The organism is Oceanobacillus locisalsi, assembly GCF_042675985.1.
Taxonomy (GTDB): domain Bacteria; phylum Bacillota; class Bacilli; order Bacillales; family Amphibacillaceae; genus Oceanobacillus; species Oceanobacillus locisalsi.
The window spans coordinates 44,060-61,631 of record NZ_JBHTKK010000013.1 but is presented as its reverse complement, the minus strand read 5'-3'; the positions used below and the strand labels follow the sequence as shown (position 1 = coordinate 61,631).

Annotated in this window: 30 protein-coding genes; all 30 read right to left on the bottom strand. The window is 38.9% G+C overall.

Features of this window, described 5'->3' with window-relative positions; translation table 11 throughout:
• Window positions 1–27: 27 nt before the first annotated feature.
• Complete coding sequence (locus ACFQ19_RS11675; RefSeq protein ID WP_379592262.1) at window positions 28–1,014, bottom strand: major capsid protein; 987 nt, start codon at window positions 1,012–1,014, stop codon at window positions 28–30.
• A gap of 22 nt (window positions 1,015–1,036) precedes the next feature.
• Window positions 1,037–1,426, bottom strand: coding sequence for a hypothetical protein (locus ACFQ19_RS11670; protein WP_379592261.1), 390 nt, complete (start codon window positions 1,424–1,426; stop codon window positions 1,037–1,039).
• Window positions 1,427–2,014: a phage scaffolding protein gene (locus ACFQ19_RS11665; protein ID WP_379592260.1), complete on the bottom strand. Its 588-nt coding sequence runs from the start codon at window positions 2,012–2,014 to the stop codon at window positions 1,427–1,429.
• Window positions 2,015–2,443: 429 nt separating this feature from the next.
• Complete coding sequence (locus ACFQ19_RS11660; protein WP_379592259.1) at window positions 2,444–2,659, bottom strand: hypothetical protein; 216 nt, start codon at window positions 2,657–2,659, stop codon at window positions 2,444–2,446.
• Window positions 2,660–2,794: 135 nt separating this feature from the next.
• The gene (locus tag ACFQ19_RS11655; RefSeq protein WP_379592258.1) at window positions 2,795–3,052 is read right to left on the bottom strand and encodes a hypothetical protein; all 258 of its coding nucleotides are present in this window, start codon (window positions 3,050–3,052) and stop codon (window positions 2,795–2,797) included.
• Window positions 3,053–3,301 carry a hypothetical protein gene (locus ACFQ19_RS11650; RefSeq protein ID WP_379592257.1) on the bottom strand — a complete coding sequence of 83 codons (249 nt, stop codon included), beginning with the start codon at window positions 3,299–3,301 and terminating at the stop codon, window positions 3,053–3,055.
• A gap of 82 nt (window positions 3,302–3,383) precedes the next feature.
• Window positions 3,384–4,115 carry a phage minor capsid protein gene (locus ACFQ19_RS11645; RefSeq protein WP_379592256.1) on the bottom strand — a complete coding sequence of 244 codons (732 nt, stop codon included), beginning with the start codon at window positions 4,113–4,115 and terminating at the stop codon, window positions 3,384–3,386.
• Entirely contained in the window at window positions 4,115–5,677 is a 1,563-nt protein-coding gene (locus ACFQ19_RS11640) for a hypothetical protein (protein ID WP_379592255.1), read from the bottom strand. Before ACFQ19_RS11640 ends, ACFQ19_RS11645 begins: the two co-directional genes overlap by 1 nt.
• A gap of 12 nt (window positions 5,678–5,689) precedes the next feature.
• A complete protein-coding gene (locus tag ACFQ19_RS11635; protein WP_379592254.1) occupies window positions 5,690–6,964 on the bottom strand; it encodes a PBSX family phage terminase large subunit in 1,275 nt (424 codons plus the stop codon).
• Entirely contained in the window at window positions 6,957–7,703 is a 747-nt protein-coding gene (terS, locus tag ACFQ19_RS11630; RefSeq protein WP_379592330.1) for a phage terminase small subunit, read from the bottom strand. Before terS ends, ACFQ19_RS11635 begins: the two co-directional genes overlap by 8 nt.
• A 226-nt stretch (window positions 7,704–7,929) precedes the next feature.
• A complete protein-coding gene (locus tag ACFQ19_RS11625; protein WP_379592253.1) occupies window positions 7,930–8,379 on the bottom strand; it encodes a hypothetical protein in 450 nt (149 codons plus the stop codon).
• 195 nt (window positions 8,380–8,574) lie between these two features.
• Window positions 8,575–9,066 carry a hypothetical protein gene (locus tag ACFQ19_RS11620; protein WP_379592252.1) on the bottom strand — a complete coding sequence of 164 codons (492 nt, stop codon included), beginning with the start codon at window positions 9,064–9,066 and terminating at the stop codon, window positions 8,575–8,577.
• A 9-nt stretch (window positions 9,067–9,075) separates the two neighbouring features.
• Window positions 9,076–9,246 (bottom strand): DUF3954 domain-containing protein, encoded by a 171-nt coding sequence (locus ACFQ19_RS11615; RefSeq protein WP_379592251.1) that lies wholly within the window; start codon window positions 9,244–9,246, stop codon window positions 9,076–9,078.
• Between the two features lie 159 nt (window positions 9,247–9,405).
• Window positions 9,406–9,765 carry a RusA family crossover junction endodeoxyribonuclease gene (locus tag ACFQ19_RS11610; protein ID WP_379592250.1) on the bottom strand — a complete coding sequence of 120 codons (360 nt, stop codon included), beginning with the start codon at window positions 9,763–9,765 and terminating at the stop codon, window positions 9,406–9,408.
• A gap of 214 nt (window positions 9,766–9,979) precedes the next feature.
• On the bottom strand, window positions 9,980–10,153 hold the full coding sequence (locus ACFQ19_RS11605; protein ID WP_379592249.1) for a hypothetical protein: 174 nt from the start codon (window positions 10,151–10,153) through the stop codon (window positions 9,980–9,982).
• A 10-nt stretch (window positions 10,154–10,163) separates the two neighbouring features.
• A complete protein-coding gene (locus ACFQ19_RS11600) occupies window positions 10,164–10,520 on the bottom strand; it encodes an HNH endonuclease (protein ID WP_379592248.1) in 357 nt (118 codons plus the stop codon).
• Window positions 10,517–10,825 carry a MazG-like family protein gene (locus tag ACFQ19_RS11595; RefSeq protein WP_379592247.1) on the bottom strand — a complete coding sequence of 103 codons (309 nt, stop codon included), beginning with the start codon at window positions 10,823–10,825 and terminating at the stop codon, window positions 10,517–10,519. The genes ACFQ19_RS11600 and ACFQ19_RS11595 overlap by 4 nt, the downstream gene beginning before the upstream one ends.
• Before the next feature lie 289 nt (window positions 10,826–11,114).
• Window positions 11,115–11,435, bottom strand: coding sequence for a hypothetical protein (locus ACFQ19_RS11590; protein WP_379592246.1), 321 nt, complete (start codon window positions 11,433–11,435; stop codon window positions 11,115–11,117).
• A 1-nt stretch (window position 11,436) separates the two neighbouring features.
• Complete coding sequence (locus ACFQ19_RS11585) at window positions 11,437–11,739, bottom strand: hypothetical protein (RefSeq protein ID WP_379592245.1); 303 nt, start codon at window positions 11,737–11,739, stop codon at window positions 11,437–11,439.
• A 127-nt stretch (window positions 11,740–11,866) separates the two neighbouring features.
• Window positions 11,867–12,115, bottom strand: coding sequence for a hypothetical protein (locus ACFQ19_RS11580; RefSeq protein WP_379592244.1), 249 nt, complete (start codon window positions 12,113–12,115; stop codon window positions 11,867–11,869).
• Complete coding sequence (locus ACFQ19_RS11575; RefSeq protein ID WP_379592328.1) at window positions 12,115–12,480, bottom strand: YopX family protein; 366 nt, start codon at window positions 12,478–12,480, stop codon at window positions 12,115–12,117. Before ACFQ19_RS11575 ends, ACFQ19_RS11580 begins: the two co-directional genes overlap by 1 nt.
• Window positions 12,481–12,538: 58 nt before the next feature.
• A complete protein-coding gene (locus ACFQ19_RS11570) occupies window positions 12,539–12,811 on the bottom strand; it encodes a hypothetical protein (protein WP_379592243.1) in 273 nt (90 codons plus the stop codon).
• A complete protein-coding gene (locus ACFQ19_RS11565) occupies window positions 12,808–13,047 on the bottom strand; it encodes a hypothetical protein (RefSeq protein ID WP_379592242.1) in 240 nt (79 codons plus the stop codon). Before ACFQ19_RS11565 ends, ACFQ19_RS11570 begins: the two co-directional genes overlap by 4 nt.
• Window positions 13,048–13,160: 113 nt before the next feature.
• The gene (locus ACFQ19_RS11560; RefSeq protein ID WP_379592241.1) at window positions 13,161–13,415 is read right to left on the bottom strand and encodes a hypothetical protein; all 255 of its coding nucleotides are present in this window, start codon (window positions 13,413–13,415) and stop codon (window positions 13,161–13,163) included.
• The gene (locus ACFQ19_RS11555; protein ID WP_379592240.1) at window positions 13,415–13,627 is read right to left on the bottom strand and encodes a hypothetical protein; all 213 of its coding nucleotides are present in this window, start codon (window positions 13,625–13,627) and stop codon (window positions 13,415–13,417) included. Before ACFQ19_RS11555 ends, ACFQ19_RS11560 begins: the two co-directional genes overlap by 1 nt.
• Window positions 13,620–14,909 (bottom strand): replicative DNA helicase, encoded by a 1,290-nt coding sequence (dnaB, locus tag ACFQ19_RS11550; protein WP_379592239.1) that lies wholly within the window; start codon window positions 14,907–14,909, stop codon window positions 13,620–13,622. Before dnaB ends, ACFQ19_RS11555 begins: the two co-directional genes overlap by 8 nt.
• A complete protein-coding gene (locus ACFQ19_RS11545) occupies window positions 14,906–15,229 on the bottom strand; it encodes a replicative helicase loader/inhibitor (protein WP_379592238.1) in 324 nt (107 codons plus the stop codon). The genes dnaB and ACFQ19_RS11545 overlap by 4 nt, the downstream gene beginning before the upstream one ends.
• Complete coding sequence (locus ACFQ19_RS11540; RefSeq protein ID WP_379592237.1) at window positions 15,222–16,070, bottom strand: phage replisome organizer N-terminal domain-containing protein; 849 nt, start codon at window positions 16,068–16,070, stop codon at window positions 15,222–15,224. Before ACFQ19_RS11540 ends, ACFQ19_RS11545 begins: the two co-directional genes overlap by 8 nt.
• 17 nt (window positions 16,071–16,087) lie before the next feature.
• On the bottom strand, window positions 16,088–16,651 hold the full coding sequence (locus tag ACFQ19_RS11535; RefSeq protein ID WP_379592236.1) for an endonuclease domain-containing protein: 564 nt from the start codon (window positions 16,649–16,651) through the stop codon (window positions 16,088–16,090).
• A 36-nt stretch (window positions 16,652–16,687) separates the two neighbouring features.
• Complete coding sequence (locus tag ACFQ19_RS11530; protein WP_379592235.1) at window positions 16,688–17,296, bottom strand: NUMOD4 domain-containing protein; 609 nt, start codon at window positions 17,294–17,296, stop codon at window positions 16,688–16,690.
• Window positions 17,297–17,572 lie beyond the last annotated feature (276 nt).

Sequence of the window (17,572 nt, the reverse complement as noted above, 5' to 3'; positions counted from 1 at the left end):
TTTTTATAAATTAAAAGAGCGTCTGCTTTAGACGCTCATCGTTACGATTGCTTTTTTACGTTTTAATGCAGGAAATGCTGTTTCACCAACAATAACGGATTGTTCTGGTGGATTCTCTTTAATAGATGGTTTTGCATATTTACCTGGTGAGTAATTATTCTCATAAGTTGGACCGATCATAGTTTTACCTAAACCAGAACCTAGAAAAACTACTTTGTTATCATCTAACAACTGCACTTCCTCATCATCAATAACAATAACATCATCATTTACTTGATAAGGTGGCAAACTCAATGCACTAAACACATTTTGGATATCTGTTTTAGTTAACAAACGATTCCCATTATCTGTTCCATAAATTTGTGTACGAATTTGCTCATTATTTAAAAGGTGTGCTTCCGTAGCACTGGTGATATGCATTACCACAGGCTTCTGTTTTTGGTTGGTTTCTTTGAATTGCTTCACCGCTGCTTGAATATCGGTTAATGGCGTCGAACCTTCATCGCTCCATTGAGTAGTAGCTGTAAGTTTATTCTCTCCAGGCATACCGAAATCAATGTTTAGATGGATATTGTTTTCATCATCATCATACACAAGTTCTCCGTTATAGATAGCTTGAGCACGTAAATACTCTTTAATGTCATCTACGCCTTGAGACAATTCATCAGTAGAAGTATAAATCCCTTCGATTACTGCGTTCGCTTCTTGTTCTGCGCGTGGGCGGTTGTATTGCAGCAATTGCGTTTCATCTAACCTGAAACCATGCTGTAATTTAGCTACTTGACCAAATGCACGCTCTTGTTCAGCTGTATCACGTAATGGAGCACTAGCATTCCACCCTGTGATAGATGCCGCTTGGGCATATCTTCCGTTGATAACATTATAAGCAAAATTAATATCATAAACAGATTCTTCCGGCATGAAGCTAGCAAGCAAATATTCTCGTGTTGGCGGTACGTTCTGCACGTATCCGGTTAATTGTGGTTGTTGAAATTCATTTAAATGTAATGGCATGTATTATTCCTCCTTGTCCTTCTTACGCATCAAAGCGCAGATATCCTTTTACTTCTGCTTTAAACCCTTCTGTGACAGCTGTACATTTGCGTTCTAATGGGTGTCCTGCCACAAGCACACCAACGATAGGTTTAGTGCCTTTGACAAGTTTAATATCATGAGATGTTAATCCAGCACCTTCACGAGTTTCGGTATTTCCATCTTCATCTGTAGACGGGTCTTCCCACGGTACATAAAAGCCATCTTCTCCAAGATAAGTGGCAGTACCAGCTTTGATATAACCGTTTTCCGCTACTTCTTCAAATGCATTTGCATCTAAAGTAGCGCCGCCTGTTTTATATTCCGTTCCGACGTTGTTACGCAAGAATTCTTTTTGCCCAAAAATCTTTTGGTAGTGTGGTTGTAAATTCATTTATTCTTCCTCCTTTTTGTGTCGTTCTAATGCTTTTTGACGCCCTGCATCGTAAGGGTCAACATCTTTAGGGGTATTCATTTTTTGCTTTGAACCAGGATTAAAATTAGAGCTTGAAGGTGGTGTTCCTTCCTCGCTCGTAAAGAGATAGCTGTCGCTTTCTTTCAAGCCATCCAATTGCTCTGATAATCCTTTGATTTTGCCATCTTCATCAAGTTTAATTACCTCGGTGTCAAGCAATGCTCGAACAGCAACAGGGTTTCTTGCTTGTGCAGTCATAAGCTCCCTGTCCAACTCATAATTAAACTTCTGTTCTTTCAGTTGCTTTTCATAGGATTCTTTGGCTTGCGTGTTAGCTTCCTTGAGAGAATCAATGGTAGCTTGCAAATCCTCGTTGCCCTGCGCTTTCCCTCGTAAATCTTCCAGCTGTGTATCACGTTCAGACAATTGTTCTTTCAACGTATCTCGCTCTGTCTGTGCACTGGACAGGTCTTCTTTCGTTGTGTTTACCGCCTTCCCGTGTTCAGCCATGATTTTATCGATTGCTTCATCTTCTAATCCGAGTTCTTTTAAAAATTCTCTTTGCATTTTTATCCTCCTACATAATTTTTACGAGTATGACCTCGATGGATTAGCACGGTAACGCTGTGCGGGCGATTTATTGCATAATAAAAAAGCCTTTTAATGACTTGCTTAGGTCAATCCTGCCGTTTATATTTAATGTCCTAGTCAGGGTTAGGACGTGATTTACGTTTTCTAATCATGTCTTTCTCTGATTGATAACCGAATTTTCTTTCGATGCTCATTTTAAAAGAATACCTATCGCTTCCAACTCGGTCCCGGTATCCAATAAATTTAACTGCTTTTGCTCTCGATAATCCTTTACGAATTTTGAAATGAGTTTCATCGCCATCTGGATGATGCATTATTTGCCAAATATGATATCTAATAGGTCTTTTTCTAGTAATGGAAATCACCTCACAATAAAAGCACCTAACGCTTTCTGCTAGGTGCTTATTATTTCAATCGTAATTCAATTTCTTTTATCAATTCATCGTGAGTGAGCTTGATGTAATTATCATAAGGGATTTTCTCCAAAGTCCCCTGCAACCACTCATTTCCGACGTTTGCGTTATAATCAATTTCTACATAAAGAGAGAGAATGCCAGTGCAGTTTCCATCAGCATAAACTTCCTCGTTGTGAAAGTTGATTCGGTCAATTACTATTTTCATGTGAACCCTCCTTTATTCATCATCTGTTTCAATTACTTCATAGCCATCTTTTAATATAATGTCATCATCGGATATTGAAACAATCAATTCTCTGGTTCCTTTATCAATGATATTGATTATTTTAGACATCACGTCTCACTCCCTATATGAATCATATATTTCTATCCTTACATCGTTTAATAAAACTAATTGTTCCTCGACCGCATCTCCTAATTCGAATAAATCTTCCAGCGAATTAATTTCTACTAACAGACATTCATCTTCTAATATAGGGTCTTCTGCACATTTGTATTTGATACCAGATTCATCTAATGATTTTTTATGCTGTGACATATCGAATGACGAACTTATTAATATATATTCATTATCTTCTATTGCAAACTCATTATCCATTTAACCACCTCCACTAATCCGCTGTGCCAAACTCCGATACTCCGACTGCATTTCTTGGAATTTAACGGTATTTTGGCGTTTCATACGTCTAAAAGCGCCCAGATTTTTAGGAGCATCATCGCCTAATACGCCTTTAAAACGCGCATACTGCTGTTTCTCTGCATTCGCACGCCTTCTTGCATCTTGTTCTTTCTCGTAGGCTTTCTTTTGTTCCGGCGTTCGCGGGTCCTCCTCTGGGTCAAAGTTCATGGAATTCTCTTTTGCGTCGTTTATTTCCTTTTCGGTCTTGAATGATTCAGCGAACGGAGCTATAGAGCCTCTGCAGTTCTAGCTAGTTCGGGTGAAATGGCGGAAGTTGCACTTCGTCAGCGCTTTTGTATCCAGCCGTTTCACCCGAAAGACTAACCACCACCCCTCTATGTGCGGCACAAACTTCGCACGAATCATCATTCTCAATGATTTGTACCAAGTCTTGGTCATTCTCTTTGTACCTTTGAACAGCACCTTCGATTTGAGCGGTTTTCATTTTGGAACGAGTTATCGTCATAGAATAGAAGTCAATCGGCAATTTGCGGTTGTCCTTGGTTATCATTGCCGTCAACCCCTCTGCCTCAAACGACTTGGCAACATGCTGCTGCATAACCTTCCTCGGCTCACCCTTGAGAAGACCTTTAGCTAAATCACCCTGCACGTTTTCTAAAGCGTTAGAGACAGTAGAAATAGCATTAGCTTTAGCAGTCCGAATCGCTGCATGCATGTCCATCAATGTGTCGTCACTTATCTTCTCTACGGCTTCTTGATGGATAATGCGGCTTATTGGTCTTGGTTCATCCATGATGTCTTTCAAGGCACTTGTTGCACCATCTACACCATTAAAATAATGATTGACAACAGATTCCGGCAACACTTCATCTACTTGCAAGCTGTATTGGTCTAGAATATGACCAATCTCACTCAATAACTTCTCGGCCTGCTTTTCCTTTGTTAAATCAGTTGCAGATATTCTTTCCAAGATGTTTAAGGATATGTCACGGGCATATTTTAAGAGTTTATCTTCATTCATTATTCTTCACCGTCACCTTCCTCTTCTTCTCCCATTCGGTTATCCATAAAGTTATTAAGCGTTTGTCGACCTCTCATGAGAGAATTAGAATCATCATTCGATTTATCTTCCTCAACTCTGGCCAATTCCTCCTGTATCCACTCTTCGGATGCGTTAGGGTTATTCCTGCGAATCGTTGTTTCAAGCGATTGCGCACCTTGTGTATAAGCCATGTTGTTTTCCTCAATCAATTCTTTACGAGAAATAGGAATCATAGCTTTCAGCTGAATTTCTGGTTGCTCAATCATAATATTCGGCTCCACTTGATTCCCTAGCCATAGTGCCGATTCAAGCAATTGCTTTAGAAAATAAATGTATTCACTCTGCAACTGTTCAGCTTTTAGCAATGAAGTGAATAAATCGTAAAACTTTGCCACACCGGATTGCGCTGAATTAGAGCCGTCCATGTAATAATCAACAGCCTTTTCAGATGTCTTCGTTTCCATGAGCATGAGTTTCATTAAGTCTTTAACCCAAGTCACATCACCAATTTTCGTGATATCAATCTGAATGATTTCCATGGCTTTTCCATTGTCATCAAATGTAGTCATTTCTAAATCTCTATGATCAATTTTTGCATCATCACCATAACGTTGCATCGCTTTATCTTGAAGCTCTCTCATGATGTCTTGAGTAACAGCAATTCTTGGCTTTCCGTTGCGTTCAAAGGTGATTCCGTTCCTTGTCAAAGTCCAATTGATTTCATCTTGCTTACCTTCCTGGTTCTTAAGGCAACTGACACCCAGAGGATTCATAAACGTCTTTTCGTTTGGCCAGTACACAATAAAAAACCTCTCACGATTTTCGTAAAAGGTTTCAAGTTCATCCATATGCAGCAATTCTTTCGTTTCATCTTCTTCCAGTGGCTCAGTCTTTCCGGATTGATTGCAGCTAAAAAGCATATGCGTTGCTCTCAGTCCGCCGTTTTCCAGTCGTTCCCGGTATACCTGTAAATAGTCTTCCTCGTCAATCTCGACGGTGTATGCTAAATCTACGCCCATTCCATCCGGATGGGGATAATAAACATCGCGGGCTTTAAATTCCAATCGTAATCCTTTGTCATCTAACCAAGGAACGCCAACCAGTCCGCCATCTACTTGTTGCTGTACGATGTTCCCCCAATGCTCAAATTCAAGGTGTGAGTTTGATTCTATATCTCGGATAGCTTCCTGCTGCGTCGTGAGATTATCGTAATTTTCATCCTCTGCTCTGTTGTCATCCTCTGAATCATAATCATCGGAAGACAAAGAAGTCTGTATATTGCCTATCGAACGGCTAACAAGCATGGCAGGGATTTCGGGTATTAATTTCGATACATTCGCTACAATATATGGCGTCTGTACATTTTGACTTTCCTTGGTACCATATATGATTTCATCTACAATCTCGCCTTTTTCAATCAATCGCTTTGCCCGGGAAAATAACTGTGAGTGATTGCCTTCGTATAAATCACGATAGAAGTGTACTTTCCCATGCGTTTTCGTTACAACTTTTTCGTTAAACTCTTTCCAGTCTATTGTCATTGAATCCCTCCTTTACCATGCGCTAGCACCGCTGATTCCTGCTTTTGGAGCGAAAATTATAGTGTTTACAAAATAGCGGTCAGAATCTAAACAATGGTCATTAGCCTTTACAGGTTTATCTTCGCCGCGTTTAGCAGCTTTTTCATCCCAAACGTAAGAAGAAAACTCTCTGAATGTTTCTTCGCAGCAATCGTTATATTTAATCAATCCGTCGTTTAATGCGGTAGCTACATTACGAATACCATCCAGCACATCATTTTTAGCTGGAATCACATAAAATCGATTCTTTTTTAGCAATGCGATAAATGATGCAGCTGACGGGTCCACGATAATTCCACTTGTGCGAATATCTTTTATAAAGTCTTGCAAATCCTCTAAATATTCTTGGTCTGTCTTTTGTTTTGACTGCTCTCGCCCGCTGTAATGGTACTCTTTGACCTTATACCATGTATCACGATAAAAACCCCACAAACCAAAGGTTGTCGGGTTCTGTGTGCCGTAGTCAATCGACACATAATATTTTGAATATCGCCTTTGTTCTGTCGGAACAACATGCTTATCTTTATTAAACATGTCATAAATAACGCCTTGTGCTAAGACCCAAAGTCCCAAAATGAAGCGCTGATAGAATATGCCGCTGTACATGCGTCTATATCGTTCTTTAATCCTCCCAGATAACGAAAGGTTGTCATCCATCGTGAAATGCAGATGCAACATGTTCTTTTCTTCTAAATTATCCAGGTACTCTGTTTTAAACCAATGATGTGGACCTTCCGGGTTACAGTTGAACCACAATTTTGAACCATCCACAGAACAACGAGCTGTGGCTTGATTGACAAATGATTCAGGCATTAAAGCTACTTCATCAAACAGCATTCCAGCCAGTGTAATCCCTTGAATAAGGTCTTGAGAACCTTCGTCCTTACCACCAAATACATAGAAATAATTGGTTGTGCCGTTTTTAGTCACTTCCAACATGTTGTCAGCGCGATGATCTTTAACTTTATATTTCCGAGACCGCAACATCCGTTTTAAAGGCTTCACCACATTACGACGAAAAGAACCAATGGTTTTTCCTGCCATTCCGATATTTTCATCTTCAAAGGTTTCCATGCCCCACATGACATAAGATAATGACATAACTACTGTTTTTCCGGAACGAACAGAACCATCACAAATGATTCCGTCTTTATCTTTATGTGGAGAATCTTCTGTCCACCAGTTAAGGACCTTCAACTGCTTTTTAGAGAATGGTTTGAATTTGAACAGCGCCGGCTTCTTACTCATCGTCATCATCCCATATGCTTGTTGTTGATTTTATTGCATCCATAAAGCCATCATCTTCATATTCGGTACCATCATCACCTTTTATTTTGGCTGTTTCAGCTTTTGCTTTATCAATAGTGACTTGCATTTTCTCTACTTCCAGCAGCCTTATGTCGTCCTCGTAAGCCATATCCCTAAACTGCTTAAGCAAACTTCTTAACTCCCCCATGGCTCGGCTTTGAGAATTTAAAAAATTCGCCTGTTTATCCCAAGCGAATTGTATTTCGTATTCGGTTGATTCGAATCCGTCACCACTGGCGGTTTTCTTCTCTACCTCTGTGGTATCGTATTTATCTTCAACGAACATAATCTGCTGTGCTCTCATGATAGAAGCAAACTGCATCTTGATATTCATCCACAGGATTTCTATTGGTGAAATGGAATCCATGCTATTAACTATATCCAATGTTTCTTCTGGTAGATACTTAGCAAACAACCCATGAGTGACTGCTGCTGCGTTCCGTTTCGTGAATTGGTTTTTTGGATTAGGATTTCCACTCCTTTTCCTAGGAGCACCTCTTTTATCCGAGGTTGCAACCTTTTTTGTTTTAGTTGCATCTTTTTTGTTTGAATCCCTCGACCAACCTTCACGACTTTTTCTGCTTTTCAAAGTACCTAGTTTCACATCATATTTTGCAGCTAAATCTTTCAATGCAATTTTGCTAGTTTCCCATTCGTTTCTAATTTCATCCCATGACATCACATATTCACCAGCCTCCTATATTCGGTATTCTGTTCTATGTATTTTTTGTAAAAAAACAGCGCAGCCCTCGCAAGGAACCTGCGCCTGATCAATAAGATATAGGTAAAACACCATTGCTGAATACATAATAATTAAATAAACAAATGATGTTTTAAATAGACAGGAGCATCGACTGAGTAGTTCAGCCTCTCCTCCTGCCTTCCAGTTTACAGTAAAGGATTTCTTAGTTACAAATTCTTTCCTTTTGTTCCGTTTGTGCCATTTGTTCCGCTTGTATCGACGAGTATATTTGATTAACTATATTGATTTTTCTTCGATTAACTGCGGATAAAGACATATCCATTTCAATCGCAATCTCTCTTAAGGGTTTACCGTCTAGCAATTCATCAAGTATTAATTGGTCGCGCTCATTTTTAACTGCTGCAGAGTGCTTTTGAATCAAAATGATTTTATTTCGTATTTTTTTCGTTTTCCTTTCGTGCTTCTCCATCCTTACTATCTCTTGATAAACAGGGTCACTAGTACTTCCTTGCGCTTTTGGCATAGTCGCTTCGATACCGTATTTAGATACAAGGGTATTAGTTTGTTCAACATTTTCCAGGCGTTTATTAATCAATAATTTCATCATCCAACGATAATTTTTAATTGTTTCATGTATTTCGTGCTTATTCATTGATTCCAGCCCCTCTCAGCAGTTCTTTGTAGTATTTGCTAGGTCTTACTGGACTTATCGCTCCTGTACGCTTGTCGCGTCTATATGGGCTTGTTTTCCATAGGATTTTATACATTTCACCGACTCCCCTCAAATAAAAAAGGACAGACCGGATTCCCTCAAATCCAAATCTGCCCCTGAATTGTTTTCATAGGACTAACTATTTAATTGTTTCTTATATTCTTCTCTCGACTCCGGGAAGTTTAATATTGCTTTATCTCCATGTAATTCATGAGCTTTTTTATCATAAGCCTTGGCAGCTTGTTCTTTTGTATCAAAAATCCCTATATAAAACTCTCTCCCTTTAAAAGATATCCTTGCTCCGTATTTGTTTTTGTTTTTGTTAGGTTGGTAAACTCCTCTGAATCCATTTTTGTTAGGCTTTTCTCTGGTTTTTATTCCATCTTTTTCGCTAATAATTTTAAGGTTATCTTTTGTGTAATCATAAATGTCTCCGTTTTCGTGAATGACCATTTCTTCTTTTTGTGGATTCATCAAGTGTTCACTCATAGTTTTAGATTTACCGTTTATGATTGCACTTATTGTTAATAGTGAAGTTTTCCTCCAAATATATTGACTGCATATAAGAAAATCTTCGTCATCCACAAGAGCAAACTCTCCATTTTGCAACGGAATCTTTCTAACCATAATTTCACCTCATTTCATCGTATAACTAACCTTCTTGGCATGTATTTTCCCGTTCTGCCACGTAATGCTCGTCTCCCCAAAACCACTGTCTGGCTTTGGTACTTTTTCTATTTCACCGTTCTTCACCACAAGAACAGCATCTTCCCTCAGATCGATTTCTACTTTGCTTGTTTCCTTCATGCTGTACCCCCTATAAAATAGCCGTCACACAAACAGCAGCGATTGCTGTAATGCATATACATGATGTTATTTGTTTATTTTCTTTGCTGATAGTTGGTGCGAAAATCATCACAAACGAAATAAAGATTATAAAAAACATTAGAATCTGGAATAAGATAATCACTTCACTGCCTCCAATCGATAAACCTCAACCTCTGTTCGTTCTTCCTCTTTGCCGCACTTAACAATACTCGACACCATATGTTTAACCTGCCTGTCATCGTTATATACAACCTTATTGAGAGCGTCCGTCACTCCCTTGAATAGGTTATCAATATCAGCACGATTACCATGCGCATAATGTGTTAATTTAACTCCTACGTCCCCGTCAATCGGTTGTGTTTTCATGCTTGCCTTAGCAATCCATGCGACTTGCTTTTTATACCGGAGATAACGTTTAGCGTATTTATTGGCATACATGCTTTTTTGAGTCATTCTGACAGCAGGTACTGGTTTTAATGGGATAACAAACTTAATCACTTTCCCCTCTCCTTTACATAAACAGCCTGATAGTACGTTTCTTCAATCGTTCTGATATAATGTCCGCGTTTGCTAAAAATCTTTTCATATGACCTTATTTGTTCGATGGGACGCACACACTCAAAACCGGACTTTTCCTTGTCAATACACAGCATCAGACATTTTCGTTTATCGGCGTGTCGGACTCTGCTAACAGCTCTCATCCCCATATCAATCACTCCTCACTGAGTAATCTTCCTTCCTCGCATTTAACATCTATATAATTCCAAAGCACTGTATAAAGGTTGCATTCCTCTAACTTTCTACCATCGCTAGTGTAGTAGATTCCTTGTCGATTCAATTCATGGATAAGCTGTTTCTTGCGTTTCTTCGCTTCGATTTCACTCATTCTATACCTCCTAATATCCATTCTCTTCAAACCAAAATGTAACCTTCACTTCTGTTTCCTGTACCAATCCATACCGTTTAGCCAGCCTGTATTGTGTTGAATCTCTATTCAAGCTAAATACATAACCCTGAATTATCTTTCTCCAGCTTTCCAATGGCATAGAGTGCTTATTTAGATTGCAAGACGCACATGCAGGCACTAAATTCTCCACTGTATCTCTTTCTGGATGCTCACATGTTCCGTTCCACCAGTTACGCTGTATCGGTTCAAAGTGGTCTGCATGCCATCCTTTTTCGGGTAAATTGCATCCACAGTACCAGCACTTGCCGCCGGATTTATCCCATATGGCTTGTCGTTTTTTATTCATGGCAAATCACTTTCTTTAACAAACACACCATTTACCATCCTCCCTTTTCTATCCGCAATCTCCACATACGCTTGTTCAATACAATCCTCAATATCCAAATCAAGTTGCATGGATAAAATGGTCAATACCACATAAACATCACCGACAGAATCTATGACTTGCTCTTGATTTCCTTTAGCTAACCCTTGAGCCAATTCCCCGACTTCTTCCATGAGTTTGAGCATTTGCTTTTCTGGTGCAGCTTCATGCAAGTCTTTATCCATAGCCCATATTTTTATCAAATCCGTTAATTCGCTTGCTCTCATTCCGTCACTCCCCAATTCTGTATATTTCTCCAGTACAGTCACTCATGTGCGGATATTCCATGAGCCAAGTTCTCCGCCATATTTCTTTTAATTCCTCTACATATTTACCTTGCTGTATTAATTTGTGTTTTTGATGCCAAGCTAGGTTCTCAAGTTCTTTTTGGCTTAAATTTCTAAACATACTAAGCTGTTTCATCTAAACACCACATAATCATAATTCCGAACCTTACTGTGATACGTTTTAACAACCACCAGCACATCATCATCGTGCGTTTTCTCAGTAGTTTCTTTAACATAAATTTTTCTCATCCAGAGACCTCCTCAACTGGCTCAATCTCCTCGTCACAGCCTTGCCTGTTCGATTGATTTCCTTGCCAATTTCAGCATGCGTCATCCCTCTTTCGGCACCGATCAACAAAATCTCGTCCTCGTCATCAGTCCATGGCCTTTTATAATTAAACGGCCGTTCCAACCAAATATCTCTAACCGACTGCACATAAATGCCGTCTGCGCAGACAGGACAACACGGTCTTTTAATGTCTTTCATGATGATAAAATCCACTTCGCAATCCTTGCACCAGTAAAAAGTGTATGGTTTTTTCTTAGGCATTTTAGGAACTCTTTCTATTTCTGACTTTTACGCCGATGTTCCGCAAATACTCACGAAACTCTTCCTTGTGCATTTCTAAAGCCCTGCGAATCTGGTCTCTCGTTACGTTAGCCTCTAACAACATCAGTACCTCAGATTGCTTCATATCCTGTCCTTTGACCAAGATCCGATTAATTTTCTCTTGATTCATTCTCTTATAATTCAACTGTGACTGTAACTTTTTCATACGTATCACCTGCTCGCCCGTTAAACTCGGTTCTCCCTGCAATGTTTCAATTTCTTCGTACATTTCTACCGTATCCATCGTCATCACCACCAACTTTGCTCCGGAGCCTGCACTATTTTCCTTTCAAGTTCCTTGTCAAAGCAGTTCTCACATAGACTACTATGCTTACGTTGTACATCGTTCGTTCCGCATTCAATACATTTTTTCATGAGGATTCCTCCAATGCTTTGTGCGCTATTTCTTTTGCTTCATCCAGATAACGCTCTGCATCCAAACCTTCAGCATTACCGTTTATTTCTTCTTCTATTTTTTCCAAAGCCACTTTATGGCGCTGGTTTTCTTTCTGCAACTCCGGAATCTTTTCAGCTTGCTTGATAAGCCAGTAGGCATCTTCAAATTTTATTTCTGCATCCATGAGAAGCCGTTCTTTAATTTCTTCCAACCGTTCATCCATCATGATTCCTCCAATAACTCTGGATTTTCATAAATGTTGCCGATTACTTCTAATTCGATTCCTGGATAAATCGCCATGAATTCACCACCATCTAACGGATACAGCATAGAGGCGCAAAAATCGTTATAACGAACTGTGTATGCGTGTCCTTTATGGTCTTTAACGTAATCTTGTTCATAAATCTCCTCACCGTTCTTGTCCTTTATCCCGGTGTATTGCAATAATTCAATTTCTTCAAAAGGAAAATATCTGTCTATCCCCGTATCATCAATAATCATGATTTCTTCTTCCGCAAAGTCGATAGAATCTACTGCTATCATGATGTCATGCTGTTTAAGCCAAGCCCTAAACTTAATCTCCCGCATCACTCATCATCCTCCTTTGATTAATCCCTCGAATTTTTAATTTATTTGATACTTTAATCTAATCAGCACTCTTTAATTTCCGACCACAACAAGGACATACATCTGATTCAATCACTTCCGACGTTTCAACTTCTCTATCCCAATTCAAGAAACTATAATGCTTTTTATTCCCAAGCTCATCATGCAGGATTAAATCTATAACTCTCTTTTCTTGGGAATTAAATTCAATGTGCGTAACCTTGTACGGATATCCTCTTGATCGTTCATTTTCTGTAAATCTATACAAATTAATATAATCGCCTTTTTTAATGTTTTTTAATGGAGTTTTCATTCCTGCTCCCTCTCCAGCTGATTATTAAGTTGCCAGTAAGCATCCCGAATATTTTCATAATCTATCTCTAAATTAATATAATCCATCTGTAATTCAGCATTTTCCTGTTTTAACTGCTCGTTTTCCGCCTTCATTTCATCCACTGTGACATATGCGACAATCACAGCCGTTGCAGTAGTTGCTACAAGCGCTGAAAGTGCCACATCACCAATTAATTTCCATATCTTTTGTTTCACGCTATCCCTCCAATCAAAATAAGCCATTTCTGAGACGTTTTAATACTTTCGGGTATATTTAGTCTCAAATCTATTAATCTAATCCATGAGGCTATTATTTGTTGCGAATTTCCCTATCTTAATGCAAAAGGTCTTTTAAAAACTCTCGTCCTTGCTAAATGGATCAAAGCAAGAAGGATTTCAATTTCTGGCCTGCGCTCTCTTTCTGCAATATCCGGCAGATCATAACCGGATTCCCAACGAACGGCTATGCTGTTTAATTGCTTTTTCGTGAATACAAGCTCCAAGTCCTCGAACGCATACACGTAATCCAATCCCGGCTTAAGATACAATGGTTGGTTGTCAGTTGGGACCATTTCTGCTTTCATCAATCCATACCTCCCATTTCACTCAACATCCTTTCCAAGTAAATTTCTCCCCTTGAATGACCTGCACTGTGACCCAACATGAATGACTTTTTCATAGCCTGCCGCAACTGCAATTCCGTAATCTCCCCTTTAATAAATTCGGCGACAACGATCTTCTGCAAATCCTCAAACTCCTGTTCCTTGCTTTCTGCGTGGCCGATTAAACTACCCATGTGCAACCTCCTCATAATTTCTAGCTAAGCTTACAAACTCCCCATATTCTTTTAAAAAAGCTAATTCCACTGTTCCGGTCGGTCCCTGTCTTTGCTTGGATATGATAATCTCGATGATGTTCTGCTTTTCTGAATCACGGTCATAGTAATCGTCTCGATACAAGAACCCGATTAAATCAGCATCCTGCTCGATATTTCCCGATTCCCGCAAGTCCGACATCATCGGGCGCTTGTCTTGTCGTTGTTCAACGCCTCTGGAAAGTTGCGATAGTAAAATGATTGGTATATTCAGTTCCTGCGCTAATAGTTTTAAATCTCTGGTCATTGCTCCAACTTCAAGGTCCCGACGCTCATGTCTGCCGGAAGAAGCAATTAACTGCAAATAATCAATAATGACAAGATGTTTTTCGTCCGGATTATCTTGTACCGCCTTACGAATGGACGTCTTGATCTGATTGATGGTGTTAGTTTGCTGGTATACATTCAACTTCCAGTCCGCAATCGTTCCGATGGCTGTAATTCCTTGCGAATAATCTTGGTCAGAAAACACCAAGGATTTCCATTTTTGAATATCTACTCGCCCCTCGCTTGAAATCATCCTTTTCAGCAGCAAATCGGGCCCCATTTCTAAACTGTACAAATGTGTCGTTCCGCCATTTTTACAATGACCGGACCCTATATTTAAGGCAAATGCTGTCTTCCCCACGGATGGCCTTGCAGCAATAATGATTAAATCCCCCAGCTGTGTTCCGCCTGTCATTTCGTCCAAGTCTTTATATCCTGTCGGAAATCCTTTATTTTGCGATTCATCCGGATACATCAGTTCTTCTGCGATTTCCAGAAGATAATCATTTACGGTTTTTTCGTCTGTCTGAATACCTTCATTCTTCACTTTGTCCAAATCCACCATGAGTTTATGAAGTGATTCCTCGCTAGGTGATTTCATGTATTCGGATGTCAGCTTCTGACTCTCTCTTAACCGATAGTCCGCATAAATGCTAGATTCATAGTTTTTGATTGGAGCTGTACTTGGAATGGATTCGGCTAGTTCTGTGAGATAACCGACCCCACCAATCTCGCTTACGGAATCTCCTAACTCCGTTACGACGGTGACAACGTTAATTTCTGTTCCTTTTTCATTGACCTTCTGCATGGCTTCATAAATGCGTTTATGCTTTGCCGAATAAAAATGTTTCGGTTCAATGGTTAAATTGCCAATCAAACTTCCTTCAATCAGCAAAGAACCGATAACCGATTGTTCTGCAGTCTCGTTGTAATTCATTTGCTTTTCTCCTCAATCAATTTTTTAACAGCGTCATAAAATTCTCGTTTCTTGGATTCCGGCACTTGCGCAGCTTCCTGTTTCCACCTTTCGAACTTCTCTAGATGGTCATTTTTTTCTGGCGCATAAGCTGAAATCTCTGCGATTGTCGGAGGAAACTTATTCGTTGTTATATGTTCCTTTGCTCGCGCCATCACTCTGTCAAAGTCCATGCCTTTCATAACATCTGCCCACATATCAATTTTTTCCTGTGTTACTTCAAAATTTGGATATACGGACTTGATTAGTTTAAAAAGCTCCAGTACTTCTGTTTTAGTCACTTAGATCAAATCCTTCCCAATCAATGTCGTTTGCTGCTTTTCTAGGTTTGAAGGGGATTGTATTATTTAAATTCAATCGTTCTTTCGCTTCTTCTTTTCTGGTATTTCTCATTATCCCAATGGTGTACTCCTCTTTTTTGCCGGCATGCAGTTCGATATGAGCCTTCAATGCATATTCGATTACTACCGGGTCGTATTTCTGCCACTTATACATGGCGTTGTATATTACACTCTCTGACACTTTTCCAGTTTTTCTGGTTTCTCTTATGACATCCCAATATTTTTTATTTAATTGATTAAAATTGTTGATTGGAGAAAAGACCGGCAATAAATCTTTGATTTTTGACGAGTAGTCTTTATTCTTTTCTTTCTCTTTTTCTTCTTCTCTTTCTTCTTCTGTACCGTCACGTGACGTCACGCTAACGTCATCGTGTTCATTTTGAATTAATTTCTGTTTTTTTCTTTCTCGATATTTCCTGTTGCGCTCGGCATTCAACGCCTTAACTCGTTCCATACCTTCAATGTTCTGGTGTTTCTCCCAATTAGATATAGAGATAAAAGAATGTTCATCAATCTCTATCATTCCGAACTGCTGAAATGTTTCTAATGCCAATCTGACCGTTCCAATAGGGCGGTTAAATATAGTCGCAAGCATTTCATCTGTGTAAGGAATGTTTTCACTTAAATAGATATATCCGCTGGCATTTGTTCTACCTGCTTGCGAGAGAAGCTTGACCCAAATAATGAGGATGGTGTCAGCTTCCGGCATCTGCTCTATCAGTCGTATCTTCTCGTCCTCAAACATATTTGTACTTATTTTTATCCACTTCACATCACTCATTTTTGGATCACTTCTCCTTAATTACTTATATACATTTCATCAATTAATTTTTGAATATAATCATCTAAACCCACTGTTTTAGAAATTATCTTTATCACTTCTGCAGCACATTTTGATGGATCTTTCCATATCTCCGACCCGGTAAAACGCATCATTATAATGCCTTCTTTCATGAGGGAACGTTCCCTGCTTTTGTCTTTAGCCGCTTGTTCTTTTGTCTTCTCATGGAAATTATGTCCGTCGCACTCAATAGCGAAATTGTAAGTCTTATCATGCATGGCGCATTCTATTAAGAAATCTAATCGATACTTTCCTCCGTCGGTTTCTATCTCTTTTTGCGGAATTGTATGAAGAGATTTAAAGTTCTTTAGAGTTGGCAACTCCATATAAAGATGCTGCTCCACTTCCATTAAATGAACTCCAAGTAATTGTTCAATCGGTGAATCGCACCTGCTAACAAAGCCCGTCAATCCCGATTTTTTATACATCAGACTTCTTTCAATTTCTGTTTTTACTTTCGAAGGCAAATCATTGAATAAATCTAACTGTTTTTGTACATATAGATCTAATCTATTCACCACGCTTTATCACTCCTTGCGTTTCCTTGTTAAAATTACTTATCTAATCTCTTGCTTAACGTGGTTCCAAGTTTTCTTATTAATCACTTGCCATATAGTTGTAGTACAAACGTTAAGCTTTTTTGCTAACTGACTATTCGTGTAGATTCCTCCATTAATTCTTGCGTTTTTGCGAATAAACTTAACTTTTTCATCATTAAGTTTAGAATTATGCACTTTTTCTCCTTGGCTATTGCCATTAGCATTTGCGTTAGGCGGTTTTCGTAATCCAGTTTTAAAAGCATGAATTGCGTTATCGGTATAAGTGCACCATTCTAAGTTTTCTGTGTTATTATCAGCCTTGTCGCCGTTAATATGATTAACTATCGTCTTATTTTCCAAATCATCATTTTCTACAAAAGCACCAGCTACAAGCCTATGAACTCTAAAATCTTTACCTCGTTTGTTTTTGTATAACTTGACTATTAAATATCCATCATGTGATTTAGCAGCTTTCAAAATACCACTTTTAACAAAATGCCTTTTCTTGTTATCTTTTATAAAATCAACTCCGAAAGAGTAAACCCTTCCTTTATTTGAAACTTGATATAACCCTTCATAACCAACAACGTTTTTCCATACTTCAGGACATGATTTAATCTTTTCCATCCAATCACTCCTATCTTGGTATCTCACATATAGCAAACCTACCTTTTACTTCTAAAACGGTATATCCGGGATATCTACGCATATAATGTAGGATGCGCTGCTTTAATTCCTGTTCGTTTTTTGATTGCTCCCAGATTGATTCCGGGAGCAATACGTTGCTTTTGTTATGCATTTACATAAAACTCTTTCATCCATTCTTTGTAGCAAACTTCGCAATACGTTTTATTCTCAATAGATAAATAAACTTCTTCCGATCGTTGAAATTCACCTTCACAA